Source organism: Micromonospora sp. RHAY321 (assembly GCF_023896955.1).
Lineage (GTDB): Bacteria > Actinomycetota > Actinomycetes > Mycobacteriales > Micromonosporaceae > Micromonospora.
Genome location: NZ_JAMHIW010000001.1, coordinates 767,594 through 782,577 on the forward strand (window position 1 = coordinate 767,594; position 14,984 = coordinate 782,577).

The window sequence follows — 14,984 nt, forward strand, 5'->3', positions numbered from 1 at the left end:
GTGGTCAACCGAAACGGTGCGAATGCCCAGGCACCCATGACGACCGCACCCGTCCCGGAATAGAGTGACATCGGTTCGCATCGATCATGACTCATAGCAGATGGGTGGCGATGTGCATGCCGCAGGACGATGAGTTGGTCGAAAAATCGTGGGTGGAGGTCCGCCTGCCGAGCGGCCGGACGGTCATGCTGCGGAGCCTCGACGAGGCGCCCGCTGCCGTCGGCGAGGACACCGGGACGGTCCAGGACGTTCGATTCCGCGCGTTCGACTTCCGTAGGCTCACCGCGACGCTCCAGGAGGTGGGCGACCTCGTGAAGGGCGCGATCGAGACCCTCACCCCGACCGAGGCGGAAGTCGAGCTCGGGCTGGGATTCAGCGCGAAGAGCGGTCAGATACTTGTGCTGTTCGGCGACGCTGCCGTCGACGCGTCCATGAAGGTCACCCTCAAGTGGAGCTTCGATCAGCGGAGCGACAGTGACGACGAAGCTTGAGGGTCTCGTTCGGCAGGCCACCGTCCCCCTGACCGACGCGGCCGGCACACTGCTCGGCACCGCGTTCTTCGTCGCGTCCGGCTTCGCCGTCACGGTCGCGCACGTGGTGCATGAGGTCGTGGACGGTAAAGTCTTCGCTCCCGACCGGCAGGGCGTGCTGCGCGCGCTGTCGGTGTCGGCCAAGCATCCGGCGACCGTCGCACCGGGCATCGAGCCGTACCCGTTACCCGACCTGGCCGTGCTCGTCGCCCGCGCGGGCGAGTTCGAGGACATGCCGTGTGTACTGCTCGGCCGTCCGGGGACCGCAACGCAACTGCTCGCGATTGGACACAGCCGGTCCATCGACCCGCGTGCGGCATTCGGCAACGACCTCGCGCTACTCGACGTCGAGGGGCTCCTCGAGGAGCAGGGCGTCGACGTGTTCAAGGTCAAACAGGGCGCGGTGGAATTCGGGATGAGCGGGGCGCCGGTGCTCGACCGGGAGGCCGGCCTGATCGTCGGCGTGGTGAAGGCGACGCGTGGTGTGGGAAAGCCCTACGGCGCCTACGTCGTCGCCGCCGCCGAACTTCAGCACCTCGAACACTCGGTGTGGGCGCAGAACGAGCTCCACTACCGGACGAACCCCGCGTGGCGCGCGGCGAAGGCGGGCGACTTCGAGGGGCCGGACCCGGTGGCCGCGACGCTGGAGATCGTGGACGCGGTCATCCGGGACGCCGAGTCCCGACGGGAGGCGCTACCGGAGGGAGTCGACGCGGAGGCGCTGCACCAGACGATCTGGCTGCGTCGGCGCGACGTCAGCGGCACCCGGTCGGGTGACGGCGTGTCGTTCCGCCAGCGATGGCGGAGCGAACGCACGATGTCCGGCCTCACCGTGGTCTCCGGGGATCCAGGGTTCGGCAAGTCCTGGCTGCTCGCGCACCAGGCGTTGTACGCCGCACGGCATGCCCGGCATCATCTCGACAGGGGCGGGTCGATCGACGACTGCGTCATCCCGGTGCATCTCACGTGCGCGACGCTCGCGGCCGACAACGGGTACGGCTTGGACGTGCGAGGGCTGGCACGGACGCTGATCGCGGCAACGCTGTCGCACGGGCAGGCGGACGAGAACGACGTCCAGGGGTACGTCGCCGTGGTTGAACGTGCGCTCACTGACGGCCGCGTACTCCTCTGCGTCGACGGCCTCGACGAGATGCCGAACGGTCTTCGATCGAGGCTGAAACTCAGCTTGGTCACGCTGTTGTCGCTCAACAACACGCTGCTGATGGCGTCGCGGCCGGCCGGCCTACCGATAATCGACGAGATCGCGGTCGGCAAGCGTGAGGACTTCGAGCTCGTCGGCTTCTCGACCCGGGAGACCGTGAACTTCGTCCAGGCCTGGCTGCGCGACCGGGAGGAAGCCGCCAACTCGTTGCTCGCTGCGTTCGCCGACCGTGCGGAGCTGGCGCAGCTCGCCGAGGTCCCGCTGCTGTTGTCGTTCCTCTGCCGGCTGGCGGACCCGGCCCAGCGTCAGAACTATCGCCGTGCCACGCTGCCCCAGCTCTACCACGATGTGACCCGGCATCTGTTGTCCGGCCGCTGGCACGGCGCCAGGAGCCCGGATCACAGCGAGGCCATGCCCGATCCCGTTCTGCGCATGCGTCTGCTGGCCGAGGTGCTCGGTGACCTTCAGGACTCGTGGCGCGGCGGCGTCGAGGACATCCCCAAGTCGGACCTACGCGCCGGGCTCCGGCGCCACCGCGAGTACGAGGCGGTTGCCGCCACCGCTGCGGTCCGCATCGCAACACACCACGAGTCGTCCCCGACGTCGGTTGCCGACGTGGCCGAGCCGGTCCTCTGGGAACTGCTCTACGACGGGATTCTGGTCGAGGCGAACGACGCGCGGATGCGGCCGACCGTCCGCTTCATCCACCCGATCCTGAGGGAGACGCTGCTGGCGACGTACTTCGCCGGCTTGCCGCTGGACCAGCAGTTGGCTTGCATCGATAGACACCGTTGGTTGGACGGAAGTTGGACGCGCGTGTTCGTGGCCGCGGCTGGCCTGGTCACCGACCCGGCTGCGCTGGTCGCGCACATTGTCTCCGAGACCGGCGACCCCTGGGTCACGCAACGCACACTGGCCGCGCAGATCATCGTGGAGGCGAACGACTACCGCGATGAGTTGTCCGCGGAGGCCGTACGGGATGCGATCCTTGTCGCGACCCGGTCACCGGTGGCCTTCGAGCGACGGCGGGCCGTCGACGCGCTGGGCATTCTGCTGCGCTCACCATGCCGGCCACTCCGGGAGTGGGCGCGGGAGCAGGTGGAGGTGCTGGATCAGCCGACGGAGCGGCGCGAGGGCATTGAGGGAGCCCCGCACTCGGACATCGAGGCAGAGATTGCACACACCGCCGTCTCAAGCCTCCTGGACGTACGTGACACCGTGGCGGTCCGCCGCGCGCAGACACTCGTAACGTCGGAACGCTGCCCGCAACCACTGCGGCTGCGGCTGATCGCCGGGCTGGTCGCGCTCAACACGAGCGATGCCGCAGACCTGGTTCTCGCCCTGCTGCAGCGACCCGGGGCCGGCCGGGAAGAACTGGAGGCGTTCCTGGGCGCTCTGCGCCCACACTCGTATCCAGCGGTCGCCGCCGCGATCCGGCTGCTGCACAACCGGGGAATCTTCACGAGCGGGCGAGTGCAGGTCGGCCGCGCGCTTCTCGAATGTGGCCCCACCGGTGTCGAGGCAGTCCGGGCCACGGCGGATGACCGCACCATGAACTGGGGCTTGCGCTGCCGCCTGTACGCCGATCTGGTGCGCGCGGCGGTGCCAGACGTGGTCGCGCCGGCCATGCGACTGCTCGCAAGCCAGCACCCCCAATACGACGACCGCGCCGAACTGACACTCGCGTTGGTCGAGGATGGTGTGGCCGAAGCGATCCCGGCCGCCGCGGCGGCGCTGGTCAACCCCCATGTGCACTGGACCGTTCGAGAATCGCTCGCCAGGGCGTTGGCGCGCCAGGGAGAAGCCGGCCGGGATCTCCTCGCGGCACAACTCGACTATGGCGGCATCGAGCTGGATCTGAAGGTCCGCCACGTCTGCGCGCTCGTGGCAGTCCACGACAGTCGCGGCAGCACTGCCGCCGTGAACCTGCACAGCGACAGCGGCGTGGAGAAGTGGATTCGATTCAAGCTGGCCGAGACGCTCCTGCGCCATGATGCCACGCTTGCCGACGAGGAGGCGTTTATCGAGCTCGCCACGTCGGAGGAGATCAATCGGCCGGCACGGCTCGAGATCGTTGCCGAGATGGTCCGGCATGCCTTGCCGTCGGCGGAGATGGTGCTGATGAGCCTCCTTCGGGAGCCCGGCGATGGGGCATATTCGTGGCCAGACGCTTCGAGACGACTGGCCGAGGCCGGCCGAAGCGGGCAGCAGTGCCTGGAGACCGTGGCGAACGCCCCAGACCTGGACTGGAGCGTGCGATGCGATGCGGTGCTCAGCATCGAGAAGACATCCGAGGGCGTTCCCACGCCCGACGCGGTGGCCGAAACGGTCGCGGCGATGCCACAGGTATGGCACAACCGGTTGATCCTTGGTCTGGCCCGCAACGGGCTCGTTCGCGACCTCGATGAGTTCATCACCGTGGCGCGCGGCCAACGGGGCGGCTACCGGATCATCTTCGAGTTCCTCCAGCGCGCTGCGGTCGATCTCCGCGTGCTCACCGAGTTGCTGGCGACAGCGCGTGAGCTGCAACACGGGTCGGCCGTGGACGAAGCGCCGTCCGCGTCACCGATAACCCTCGACGCGGCGCTCCTGACCGAGCTGGGCATCGAGTTCCGATCCGATGTGGAGATGCGGCAGCACCTGGGCTGGATCTACCAGACGCTGCAGCTACGTGTTGGCGCACAGCTGTACAGGCTCATGCTCGCCGAGCAGATCGAAGAGTTCCAGGCTTACGTCGACTCGAACGACGAGGAGGCCGCGTTCGGCTTCATCGAGCAGGAGTTCCCCGAGCACAGGGCAGTTGTCCGCAACGAATTCGCGGCGCTGAAGGACGAGATCCGCAGCGGGAGGACGGTGCCGCCGCCGGTGCCGGACGCGATCCGGGCGAATTCGTTGTTGATCAGCATCTCGAGGGTCTCCGCAGTGCTGTCCGAGTGGGTCGGAGCTGCCGACGCACGCCGGTGGGAGCGGTGGCGCAACCTCACCACCAAGAATGCCGAGTTGATCGGATCGGAGATCGCGCTGCGCGTTCTCAACCTCAGCGTCGGCCTCGATCCGAACTGGGGCCGCCACGAGGCGGCGTTCTTCGTCGCGAGTCGCCTCGCCGACGGCGACGCCGGCATGATCTTCGAGTACTCCGCGCTGATCGACTGGTTGAAGGGTCGGCTCGAGGACGACGACTACCGCGAACTGTTCTACGGCGGCATGTTCGCCACGATGCGATTCGCGGACCAGGAACTCGGCTGGGTGTACGCGGCGGTCGGTGCCGAGCAGTTGGAGCAGCACCAACTGGCGTTGCACCTCGTGCGGCGCGCCGGGCAGAACCGGCCGCCGGGGGAACGGCAGTACGGGTCGTCGATCCTCGACCAGTTCCAGCTCGGCATGGGCTGGAGTGACGAGGTGACCGGCGAGCTGCGCGACGCTTACGTGGAAGGCGTGAAGACCGCCACGCTCAGCGACTACGAACGTGCCGTCGAGCGCGAGCCCGAGTCGGCTGTCCGTCATTTCGCCCTCGGTATCGCCCTGCAACGGGTCGGGCGGCAAGCCGACGCCGTCGAGGCGTACCAGCGAGCAGCCGACCTCGAGCCGAGCGCTGGCATGCGCCATCGTGCGCTCGCTGGGGCGCTTTCTGCGGTCAAGCGGCACGAGGAGGCGCTGACCGCGATCAGCATCGCGCTCGACCTCGACCGGTCCGACCACATTGCCCATTCCGTCCGCAGCATCGTCCTCGGTCGTCTCGATCGGCACGAGGAAGCGCTCGAAGCGATCGAGCAGGCGCACCGCCTGGCACCGACCAGCCCGCACTACCTCGCGCACGTCGGGACCGCGATGTCCCGAGTCGGCCGCCTCGAGGAGGCTATTGAGATGCTGCGCGAGGCGCTCACGCGGCGCCCGAAGCTGATGGAGCCACGATTCGCGCTGGTCGAGGTGTTGACCGGCGCCGAACGTTACGAGGAGGCCTTGACCGAGGTCGACGTCGTACTCCAGCTCGATCCGGTGAACGCCCGGGCGCACTACACGAAGGGCGTGACGCTCAGCCGTGCCGGACGCGACGACGAGGCGGACGAGTGGCTCTGGTCAGCCACCCGGGCGAACCCCGAGAACGCGCTGTATCTGTCCGGCCTCGGGCTGCAACTTCACCGGGTCGGACGGTATTCGGAGTCCGCCGACGCGCTGCGCCGAGCCATCGGCCTGGACGCCAGCTCGTTGATGAGCCAGCGCGTCCTCGCGCAGGTGGAGCTTGCTCTCGGCCGGGAAACCGAGGCCCTTGCGGCAATCACCGCCGCGCTCGCCCTTGACCCTGCGGACCCGCTGACGCATGACGCCCATGGTCGCATGCTGACGCGCCTTGGCCGGTTTCCCGAAGCAGTGGCGGCATTCGCCGAGGCGACGCGACTGGCACCGGAGGCAAGTTGGTGCCGGGCCAACTACGGCGAGGCTCTCGTCCTGTCCGGGCGACTGACGGACGGTGAACGCGAGCTGCGGGAATCGATTCGACTCGGACCAGCCAACGCGATCGAGGCCGCCGTGCTGCTGGCGATTGCGACCCACCAGCGGGACCCGGACGAGGCCGGCGCGCTCGCGCGCGATGCACTGACCTACGAGGACGAGGAGAGCGTCACGCCGTTCCGCAACCGGGAACTCCGGTCGATCGCGCGACTGCTCACCGGCGACGTTGACGGCGCGGTCACCGAGCTGCGGGGCGCGGCCGTTCTGTGGCGTGTCGAGGACTACCGACAGGAGTCGCTCTACGACAGGCTGCGGTCCATCGTGGCACCCGAAGCCGTCGATGCCCTGGTAGCGGCCTGGCCGCAGGCCACCACGTAGTCGTTCGCGCCCTGAATCACCATCGTCGATCATCGGCTGGTAGAAGTAGGCAGTCGCCTCACCTCCCGGGAGATCATCGTGAACCGTTCCCCGCTGTCCCGCCGTTCGCTGTTGGCCGTCGGTGGCGCCGCCGCCGTCACGCTCGGCGCCTCCGCGGCAAGCCCGTCCGCGGCCGCCGCCGCGCCGGCCGACAACCCGGTTGGTACGCCCGCCGAAGCGCTGCGCCGACTGCTCGCCGGCAACCGGCGGTTCACCACCGGCCACGGCCGGCACCCCCACCAGAGCCTGGACGACCTGCACCGGCTCGCCGCCGGCCAGCACCCGTTCGCCATCACCGTCGGCTGCGCGGACTCCCGGGTGGCCCCCGAGGTGCTCTTCGACCAGGGGCTGGGTGACCTGTTCGACAACCGGGTGGCCGGAAACATCGTCGACGACCTGCTGCTGGGCAGCGTCGAGTTCGCCGTGGAGGAGTTCGGCAGCCTGCTGATCGTCGTCCTCGGCCACGAGCGCTGCGGAGCGATCACCGCCACCATCGACGCCATCCGCAGCGGCGCCTCGGCGCCCGGGCACATCGGCACCATCGTGGACAGCCTGCGCCCGATCGTCGAGCCGGTGCTGGACCAGCCCGGCGACCCGGTGGAGAACGGTGTCCGGGCGAACATCGCGGCGCAGGTGGCTGCGCTCTCCGCGCGCAGCCCGATCATCGCTGAGAAGGTGCACGAGGGTGCCCTGCGGGTGGTGGGCGCCCGGTACGACCTGGACAACGGGCGGGTCTCGCTGGTGGCCTGACGAGCATCCCCCTGGCCGCTCGGATGGTACGAGCGGCCAGGGGACTCAGGACGCGGTTGGGATGTCGTCGATGGGGTGGTACTTCATGAGGACCACACCGGAGGCGAAGGGCTCGGCGGACACCAGCTCCAGTCGTACGGGCGGTTGCCCGCCGCCGAACAACGCCTTGCCTCGGCGCAGGTACACGGGATGCACCAGGAGGTGGATCTCGTCGATGAGCCGGAGATCGGCAAGGGACCGGATCACCGCGAGGCTCCCGTAGACCACGATGTCGCCGCCGGACCCCCGCTTGAGTTCGGTGATCTCGTCGGGGTCGAGGTGCGTGAGTCTCCGGGTGTTCTTCCAGGTTGCGATGTTTCCTGAGGCGGAGACGACGATCTTTTCCAAGGCGTCGACTCGCTGGGCATATCCTCGGACGTCGTCCGGTTCGTCAGGATTCTGGGCGGCCAGAGGCCAGTAGCTGGCGAAGTCGGAGTGCGTGATCCGGCCCAGCATCAGGCTGCCGGCGTCGTCCACCAGATCCCGCTCGTACCTCTGAAGTTGGTCCTCGACCAGCAGCCAGTCCATCTCGTCGTCCGGGCCCGCGACGAAACCGTCGAGGCTGGTCCACATCGACACGACAATCTTGCGCATCTTCGTCCTCCGGCTTGGTGCGTTGATCCTCGGCGCCGCGGTCGGTCCGCCTCGGGCTGTGTTGGCCTCTGACCGCCCCGAGCGCCGCGCGGACGGGCGCTGAGCAGGCTCATGAGAGCCAAGCTAGAGGGTCGACTCCTACAGAACAAGTGGCACTCCTGAATTAGGAGTCATGTAGTGTGGAGATCGTGGGCGGGACGCGTAGCTATGGGGATCCGTGCGGTGTCGCGCGTGGGCTGGACATCATCGGTGAACGGTGGGCGCTGCTGGTGGTACGCAACCTCCTGCTCGGCCCCAGGCGCTTCAACGACCTGCTCGCCGGCCTACCCGGGGTGAGCCCGAACGTGCTGAGCCAGCGGCTGCGCGAGCTGACCGAGCACGGCGTCGTGCAACGGCGAGACCTGGGGCCGCCGACGCGGGTCCACCTCTACGACCTCACCGAATGGGGCCGCGCCCTGGAGCCCGTCCTCCTACAGTTCGGGCGCTGGGGAAGCCAGTCCCCGCAGCTGCCCGAAGGCGACCTCGGCATCGACTCCCTGCTGCTGAGCATCAAGGCAGCCTTCGACCCGGCGCGAGCCGCTGACCTACGCGGCGTCTACGAGTTCCACATCGACGCCGACACGTACCTCGCCGAGGTCGCCGACGACTCGGTCCAGCTCCGTCGCGGCACAGCGCCCGAGCCCGATGCGACACTCACCACCGACGTCGACACCCTCCGGGCCGTCTGCCTCCACCAGATCACCATGGCAGCGGCACAGGACTCGGGCATGCTGCTTCTGAGCGGTGACGAGCACGCCAGGCGGCGGCTCACCGACCTTCTCCTGGCCCCGTTCGCACCCGCACCGCAGCCATCCACGCCCTGACGTTCGGGTGGGTGTGCGGGCCGGCCGACGACAGGAGCCGCGCTGAGGGGCGCGACTGCGTCCCATCCCCGACCGACCCGCGCCGGTCAGTCGGTTGCCAGCCCTCGGGTCGCCAGCTCGCTGAGCGAGACGTCGCCGCCGCCGAGCGCCGAGCGGGCCACCGCCGGCTTGCGCAGCTCGAACACCTCCACCATGCATGTCGGCGATTCGGCCCGTCGCCTGATTCCGTCGATCTCCTGCTGGTCCGGGTTGAACGGCAGCTTCCGCCACTGGTTCGCGGTTTCCTGCCAGTCGGAGGAGATGGACTTCGCCAGACCGTCGAGCAGGGTCGCGTACTCCGGCGAACTGATCGCGTGACCCAACCCGTACCGCTTGCGCAGATCGATGATCTCGGCACTGGGTTCTCCGGAGTAACTGTCGTCCAGCCCGAGCCACCAGTGGGCGAAGTAGGTGCCCTGGTAGCCCTGGGCGAGGTAGCGCGACCCGTCGTGGTGCACCTCGATCATGAAGTTGTGCACCTGGGGGAACTGACAGTCCAGCAGCAGAACGGTCTCCGCGCTGGCGGGCTGGACGAGCAGAGCCTGCCGGAGCGCCGCACCCTCACCCGCCCCGTAGGTGTGGGCGGACCGGCGGACGGGTTCGCCGCCCTTGTTGTGCAACTGCTCGCGGATCTGGAACGCGGCCATGCCACAGTTGGCCCACCTGCGGCTCTTGTCGCGCAGTGTGATGTGCGGGTCGTCGGTCCGACCCGTGCTCCCCACAGCCGCGGCGAGCTTCGCCCGGTCGTCGCCGTCGAGGACGTGGTCACGCTGCCGTTGAGTGTCGGTGGCACCCGTGAGCTCGCCCTGCGCGTACTTCGTCGCGGCGGCGACGGCTTCGGCCCAGGTGGCGAAGCTCTGGTTGCGCAGCAGGTTGCTCGCCGACCAGGTGGTCAGCCTGCCCACGACCTGTTCCTCGAAGTCGGCGGGCAGGAGTGGCTTGATCCGCGTCACGATCTCGGCGTACGCCTTGTCGTCGGTCTCCAGGTTGGGGATCTGGCCGTCCGGTGGGTACGTCGCCTTGTCCTCAGCGATGATCAGCATGCCGACCCTCCACAGTCCCTTGTGTACGGCCCGCCCCCACGGTGGGCCGAATTCAAGGCTGGACCAGCCGAGGGCCGGCAGTCCCCTCAACGTCGGACTTCCGTCCCCTGCGGCGACCGGCCAGGCCGGCCGCGAGGTAGTGGGTCAGAGGGTGATGACCACCTTCGCCCGCGCGTGCTCACCTTCGAGGTACCGCATGGCCTGGGGCACCTCGTGCAGCGGATAGGTCCGGTCGATGACCGGGGTGAGGCGGCCGGCTTCGGCGTGGGCGCGGAGAGTGTCGAGGTGCTGCCGGCTGGGTGCCGTCGTCAGGACGACGATGCGGTGTCGGACGAAGGGTGCCAACAGCCGCCCGCGCACGATGAGCCCGATCGGTCCGAGGAGGCTGCCGCCGCGGTACACGCCGCCGCCGGAGAGCACCAGCGTCCCGGTCGGGGTCAGCACCCGCCGGAGCGCGGCGAGTGAGCGGTTGCCGACAAGGTCGAACACGACGTCGTGGCGGCGGGTGTCGTCGGCGAAGTCGTCGCGGGTGTAGTCGACGACGTGGTCGGCGCCGATGGAGCGGACCAGATCGACGTTGCGGGTGCTGCACACCGCGGTCACGGTCGCGCCGAAGGCTTTGGCCAGTTGCACGGCCAGGGTGCCGACGCCGCCGGAGGCGCCGTTGATGAGAACGCGGTGGCCGGGCTCGACCTGCCCGACGTCACACAGGCCCATGAGCGCGGTGATGCCGGCCAGCGGAAGGGCAGCCGCCTGCTGCGGCGTCAGGTTCGCCGGCTTCGCTGCGACCTGGGTCTCGGACACGCACACGTACTCCGCGAACGCGCCGTTCGCGTCGCCGAGGTCGCCGAAGACGGCATCACCCGGGCGCACCTGTCGAACGTCGGCGCCGACGGCCTCGACCCGGCCGGCGAAGTCGCGGCCGCGGATGCGCGCCCGGGGCCGCGACCGGCCCATGGCCAACCGCGCCACCCGGGGATCACCACGCATGGCATGCCAGTCGTACGCGTTGAGGGCGGCAGCCTCGACCCGCACGAGCACCTCGTCGGCGGCGGGCACCGGCACCTCGACGTCCGCGATCGTGAGGGTCTCCGGGGGGCCGTATCGGTCCTGGACGATGGCTCTCATTGTTCCTCCCCTCAAGGCGTACGGCGTACACCTTGCGGTTTGAATGTAGGTGTACGCCGTACACCTGTCAAGAGGATTAGGGTTCAAACACCGTCGGACGTTAAGGAGCGAGATGGCTGAGCAGGCTGAGACGCTGCGCCGGACGCCGCTGAGCAGGGACCGCGTCCTGCGCGCCGCCGTCGCGCTCGCGGACGAGGCCGGGATCGAGTCGCTCAGCATGCGCAACCTCGCCCAGGATCTGGGCGTCGTGCCGATGGCCCTCTACAAGCACGTGACCAACAAGGACGAACTGCTCGACGGCATGATCGACGTGGTCGTCGGCGAGATCGACCCGCCGCTGCCGGACGCCGCCTGGAAGCACGTGGTCCGCCAGCGCATCCTCTCGGCGCGGCAGGTGCTGCGGCGCCACCCCTGGGCTCCGCTCGCCATCGAGTCGCGGAACATGGCGACGCCGGGTGTCCTGGCCTACCTCGACTCGATGATCGGGACGTTCCGGGCCGGCGGGTTCTCCGTCGACCTCGCGCACCACGTGATGCACGCGATGGGCAGCCGGATCCTGGGCTTCAGCCAGGAACTGTTCGACGCGTCCCGCCGCGCCGGCCGGTCCGGCACGACCGAGCCGGAACCACCGACGGCCCTACCACCGGAGGTCGCGGCCAGGTTCCCGCACGTCGCGGAGATCGCCATGGCCGCGTCCCATGACGACGGGTCCGTCGTGGGGCAGGGCTGCGACGACCAGTTCGAGTTCGAGTTCGCGCTGGACCTGCTGTTGGACGGCATCGAGCGGCTGCAACAGCAGGGCTGGAGTTCGTCGCGCCGGCCCCGATGAGACGTCAGCCTGAGCCGATCACTCCAGCGTCCAGGCGATGGCGGGAGGGTGGACCCGAGCACACACCGGCCCGCCCGCGGCGTCGGTCAGCCCGAGTCGGCCGACCAGCATCCCGCGGTCCTCGTGCGCGGCGCGGAGCAGCTCGGTCGGGATGTCGGTGAACATCAATTTCGCCCGCCTGAACATCGCGAAGCCGTCATCGGTCACCGCGCCCCAGCTCAGGTACAGGAACCGTGCTCCGGGGCGCCCATGCACCCACGGCCCGCCGACGTCGAGCATCCCGTCGACCTCCGGGCTGGACACCTCGAAGCGCCATGTCGCGCTCGCCGCGTCGGCCGATACCTGATCGACCACGTCGGCCTTGCGCTGGACCCCGACGTGCACGTTGCCGAGCCGCAGGGCGTCGGCTTCCGGACCGGCGCGCCGCCCCGGGAGGTCGCTGCCGTCGATCCGGATCCGCACACCACCGACTCTAGTTTCCCGACCACCATCGTCGGCCGGGTCGGTGTCCCTTCACCGGGTACGGCTTCGTCCCACGCGCGCCTGGTACCAACCGCCATCCGGCCCCGCCGTGGGCCTGATCTTGTTGATCAGGCCCGGACGGGGCCGGATGTTGGTGGCTGCCGGTGCAGAGTAGGACGTGTGGAGGTGTCCTCAGCGCCCTTTGTGGTCGAGGGCGGCGACCTCACGTACGGCCTCGGCGATGGCCGGGAAGTCCTTCTTGAGGATCGCCCCGTGGTTGCTGGTGACCTTCGCGCCGATCTGGATGTTCGGGTTGCGGGCGGTCACCGCATCGAGGCTGGTACGAATGCGTTCCTGCTCGTCACCCTTGCTTCCGAAGGACGTCCCCGAAGCGACCACGTACCGCACCGGGACGGTGATGGCGTCCAGCACCGGGCCCAGCTCGCGCTCGCGGGAGATCTTGCCGACCTCAATGTTGCTGTTCGCCTGCTGTTCGGCGGTCATCCGCGGGGCCAGGCCCGTCGGGCGCAGCAGCGGCAGGAACCAGCTCATCCGCCGGAACAGCTTCCGGATCCGCTGCTCCATGGCGTCGTCGAGCCAGTCGTACGGGAACGCGCCGTCGACCAGGACGGCACCCAGGGCACGCTCTGGATTCCGGCTGGCCCAGTGCGCCCCGACGAACGCCCCGTAGGACCAGCCCACCAGCAGCGCCCGGTCCACACCCCGAGCCGCGAGAACGGCATCGACGTCCCGGACGGCGGCCTCGAAGGAGTAATCCGCCGACCGCTTCGACTTGCCGCGGGCCCGCTCGTCGTAGGTGATGTGCCGCCACCCCGTCCCCAGTTCGGCGATGACCCGTCGCCAGTACCCCTGGGTGGCGAACTGGCCATTGAGGTAGAGGACAGGGATCCCGGGGCCGCCGGTGTCGGTGACGGCCAGGGCCGTGTCTTCGACCGGCACCATGCCGGTCCACTTGGCATTGGTCGAGGAGGTGCTGTTCATCGTCATGGTTCCACTCCTGGTTCGGTTGACGTCGTGCTCAGAGGCTGCGGGCGGTGATGTCGCCGTGGGAGGTGGTGGCGTGGATGTCTAGCTGGGTGTTGCCGTTGTTCTTGAGGGCGTTGCTGACGCGGCCGTAGCCGGTGCCGGCGTCCAGGGCGGCCGAGACGCCGGTGGCGGCGGCGATCGAAATGTTGCCGGACTGGGTGCCGAGCACGACCCTGCCGCGTACGGCCTCGGTGATCCGGATGTCGCCCCGCGCGGTGCGGATCTCCGCGGGGCCGTTGAGCCGGCCGACCTCGACATCGCCATCGATCGCGGTGAGGCGGACGCTGGCGGCCTCGTCGATCTTGATCCGGCGGTACGCGCCTTCGAAGGCGACGTCACCCAGGCGTCCGACGCCACGGAGCTCGGCGCTGGCTGTCTTGGCCTCGATGCGGGAGTCGGCGGGCAGTTGGACGGTGACCTCCAGGGATCCGGAAGGGCCGATGAGCTGGTTGGGGGTCGAGGTCGTGATCCGCAGGACGCCGTCGACGTAGGCGGCGGTGGTCCGCTCCGCGGTCTTGATGTCGCGGCGCTTGGAGGGGTCGGTGGGCCGGATCTCGACGGTGGTGTCGGTGCGGTCTGCGGCGATGAACTGGATGCGTCCGGCGGGGATGTCCAGGACGGCGGCGATCGGGGCGGGGGTGTCGAACTTCTGCATCGTCTTCTCCGGTGCTCGCTCGTTGTTTCTGACACCGGAAACGCTACGTTGCTTTCCATATGACGACAACGTCTTCGTTGCACGGAACTCGCGTTTTCCCTGTTCAGCGCCGTGAAATCGTTGCAACGTTCTTGGGATCAACGCAACGTGCAACGCCTCACCATTGCAATGGACGAAGAATGAACGCTATAGCGAGGGTCAGCGACGGCCATGAAGGATCACCGGGCAGCTCACGTCACCGCACCTCGGCGGCGCGCGCAGTGACGGCTGGCCCGACCCGACCGTTTAGTCGGGCCGGTCGGCGGTCCTGCCGTCCTCGCCGTACTCGCCGCGGATGGGCAGGTAGTAGGCGGGCAGGAGGCCGGCGATGATGGCGACGCCCGCGATCGGCACGAACGCGCCGACGAGGATGCCGCAGCCGATCCAGACCAGCGCGAGCCTGAATCGGCGGCCGATGGCCCGGACGCCGAAGGGGCCGAGGCTGGGGTCCAGCAGTTTGGCGCGGCGAAGATGGGCCCAAATGACGTTGAACAGGGCCGCCGCCAACCACAGTGTGGTGCCGTAGACGACGACCGCCGTACGCAGGCCCTGCTCCGCGCGCAACGCGCCGGCGAGCAGCGACGTGGAAAACGGCAGGAACGCGATGACCATCAGGAGCACCGTGTTGAGGAACAGGACCTCACGGTCGACGTGCCGGACACGGTCGAACATGACGTGATGGTTGACCCACACCTGCCCGATGAGCAGAAAACTCAACGTGTACGCCAGGTACGACGACCACAACCCCCCGAGGCCCCGCAGGAGATGCCCGAAGTCCTCCGGCGGTTGGATCTCCAGCACGAGGAGCGTCACCGCGATGGCGAAGACAGCGTCGCTGAAAGCCGCCAACCGGCTCGGATTACGCGCGAGCCGTGGAGTGCCGTTATTGGAACGCACGCCCTGATAACGCAGCACGTCCGCTTCCGCCACTCACAGCG

12 protein-coding genes are annotated in these 14,984 nt (G+C 68.8%); 5 read left to right on the plus strand and 7 right to left on the minus strand.

Annotated features, from left to right (window positions below):
- Positions 1-116 precede the first annotated feature (116 nt).
- The 3 genes from M8C17_RS03565 to M8C17_RS03575 all read left to right on the plus strand — a co-directional run bounded on the left by M8C17_RS03565 (position 117) and on the right by M8C17_RS03575 (position 7,308).
- The gene (locus tag M8C17_RS03565; RefSeq protein WP_252414860.1) at positions 117-491 is read left to right on the plus strand and encodes a CU044_2847 family protein; all 375 of its coding nucleotides are present in this window, start codon (positions 117-119) and stop codon (positions 489-491) included.
- The gene (locus M8C17_RS03570) at positions 475-6,519 is read left to right on the plus strand and encodes a tetratricopeptide repeat protein (RefSeq protein ID WP_252414861.1); all 6,045 of its coding nucleotides are present in this window, start codon (positions 475-477) and stop codon (positions 6,517-6,519) included. The genes M8C17_RS03565 and M8C17_RS03570 overlap by 17 nt, the downstream gene beginning before the upstream one ends.
- Before the next feature lie 78 nt (positions 6,520-6,597).
- Positions 6,598-7,308, plus strand: a complete 711-nt coding sequence (locus M8C17_RS03575) for a carbonic anhydrase (protein ID WP_252414862.1) — start codon at positions 6,598-6,600, stop codon at positions 7,306-7,308.
- A 45-nt stretch (positions 7,309-7,353) separates the two neighbouring features.
- On the opposite strand, the gene M8C17_RS03580 is transcribed toward M8C17_RS03575, so the two are convergent.
- A complete protein-coding gene (locus M8C17_RS03580; protein ID WP_252414863.1) occupies positions 7,354-7,941 on the minus strand; it encodes a dihydrofolate reductase family protein in 588 nt (195 codons plus the stop codon).
- Positions 7,942-8,129: 188 nt separating this feature from the next.
- Here M8C17_RS03580 and M8C17_RS03585 point away from each other — a divergent pair, with 188 nt between their 5' ends.
- A complete protein-coding gene (locus tag M8C17_RS03585) occupies positions 8,130-8,804 on the plus strand; it encodes a helix-turn-helix domain-containing protein (protein ID WP_252414864.1) in 675 nt (224 codons plus the stop codon).
- A gap of 86 nt (positions 8,805-8,890) precedes the next feature.
- Here M8C17_RS03585 and M8C17_RS03590 read toward each other — a convergent pair whose 3' ends face one another.
- Positions 8,891-9,886, minus strand: a complete 996-nt coding sequence (locus M8C17_RS03590) for a hypothetical protein (protein WP_252414865.1) — start codon at positions 9,884-9,886, stop codon at positions 8,891-8,893.
- Positions 9,887-10,030: 144 nt separating this feature from the next.
- Positions 10,031-11,014 (minus strand): NAD(P)-dependent alcohol dehydrogenase, encoded by a 984-nt coding sequence (locus tag M8C17_RS03595; protein WP_252414866.1) that lies wholly within the window; start codon positions 11,012-11,014, stop codon positions 10,031-10,033.
- Positions 11,015-11,126: 112 nt separating this feature from the next.
- On the opposite strand from M8C17_RS03595, the gene M8C17_RS03600 reads away from it, so the two are divergent.
- On the plus strand, positions 11,127-11,843 hold the full coding sequence (locus M8C17_RS03600; protein WP_252414867.1) for a TetR/AcrR family transcriptional regulator: 717 nt from the start codon (positions 11,127-11,129) through the stop codon (positions 11,841-11,843).
- An 18-nt stretch (positions 11,844-11,861) separates the two neighbouring features.
- Here M8C17_RS03600 and M8C17_RS03605 read toward each other — a convergent pair whose 3' ends face one another.
- The 4 genes from M8C17_RS03605 to M8C17_RS03620 form a co-directional block, all read right to left on the minus strand.
- A complete protein-coding gene (locus tag M8C17_RS03605) occupies positions 11,862-12,305 on the minus strand; it encodes a DUF5990 family protein (protein ID WP_252414868.1) in 444 nt (147 codons plus the stop codon).
- 192 nt (positions 12,306-12,497) lie between these two features.
- A complete protein-coding gene (locus M8C17_RS03610) occupies positions 12,498-13,313 on the minus strand; it encodes an alpha/beta fold hydrolase (RefSeq protein ID WP_252414869.1) in 816 nt (271 codons plus the stop codon).
- Positions 13,314-13,344: 31 nt separating this feature from the next.
- On the minus strand, positions 13,345-14,007 hold the full coding sequence (locus M8C17_RS03615) for a DUF4097 family beta strand repeat-containing protein (protein WP_252414870.1): 663 nt from the start codon (positions 14,005-14,007) through the stop codon (positions 13,345-13,347).
- A 285-nt stretch (positions 14,008-14,292) separates the two neighbouring features.
- Entirely contained in the window at positions 14,293-14,976 is a 684-nt protein-coding gene (locus M8C17_RS03620) for a TMEM175 family protein (protein ID WP_252414871.1), read from the minus strand.
- Positions 14,977-14,984 lie beyond the last annotated feature (8 nt).

What these genes read in the sequence shown, in the direction of transcription:
- M8C17_RS03565 (WP_252414860.1), top strand. Translation starts at nt 117, where the DNA reads ATGCCGCAGGACGATGAGTTGGTCGAAAAATCGTGGGTGGAGGTCCGC.
- M8C17_RS03580 (WP_252414863.1), bottom strand. Translation starts at nt 7,941, where the DNA reads ATGCGCAAGATTGTCGTGTCGATGTGGACCAGCCTCGACGGTTTCGTC.
- M8C17_RS03590 (WP_252414865.1), bottom strand. Translation starts at nt 9,886, where the DNA reads ATGCTGATCATCGCTGAGGACAAGGCGACGTACCCACCGGACGGCCAG.
- M8C17_RS03595 (WP_252414866.1), bottom strand. Translation starts at nt 11,014, where the DNA reads ATGAGAGCCATCGTCCAGGACCGATACGGCCCCCCGGAGACCCTCACG.
- M8C17_RS03600 (WP_252414867.1), top strand. Translation starts at nt 11,127, where the DNA reads ATGGCTGAGCAGGCTGAGACGCTGCGCCGGACGCCGCTGAGCAGGGAC.
- M8C17_RS03610 (WP_252414869.1), bottom strand. Translation starts at nt 13,313, where the DNA reads ATGACGATGAACAGCACCTCCTCGACCAATGCCAAGTGGACCGGCATG.
- M8C17_RS03615 (WP_252414870.1), bottom strand. Translation starts at nt 14,007, where the DNA reads ATGCAGAAGTTCGACACCCCCGCCCCGATCGCCGCCGTCCTGGACATC.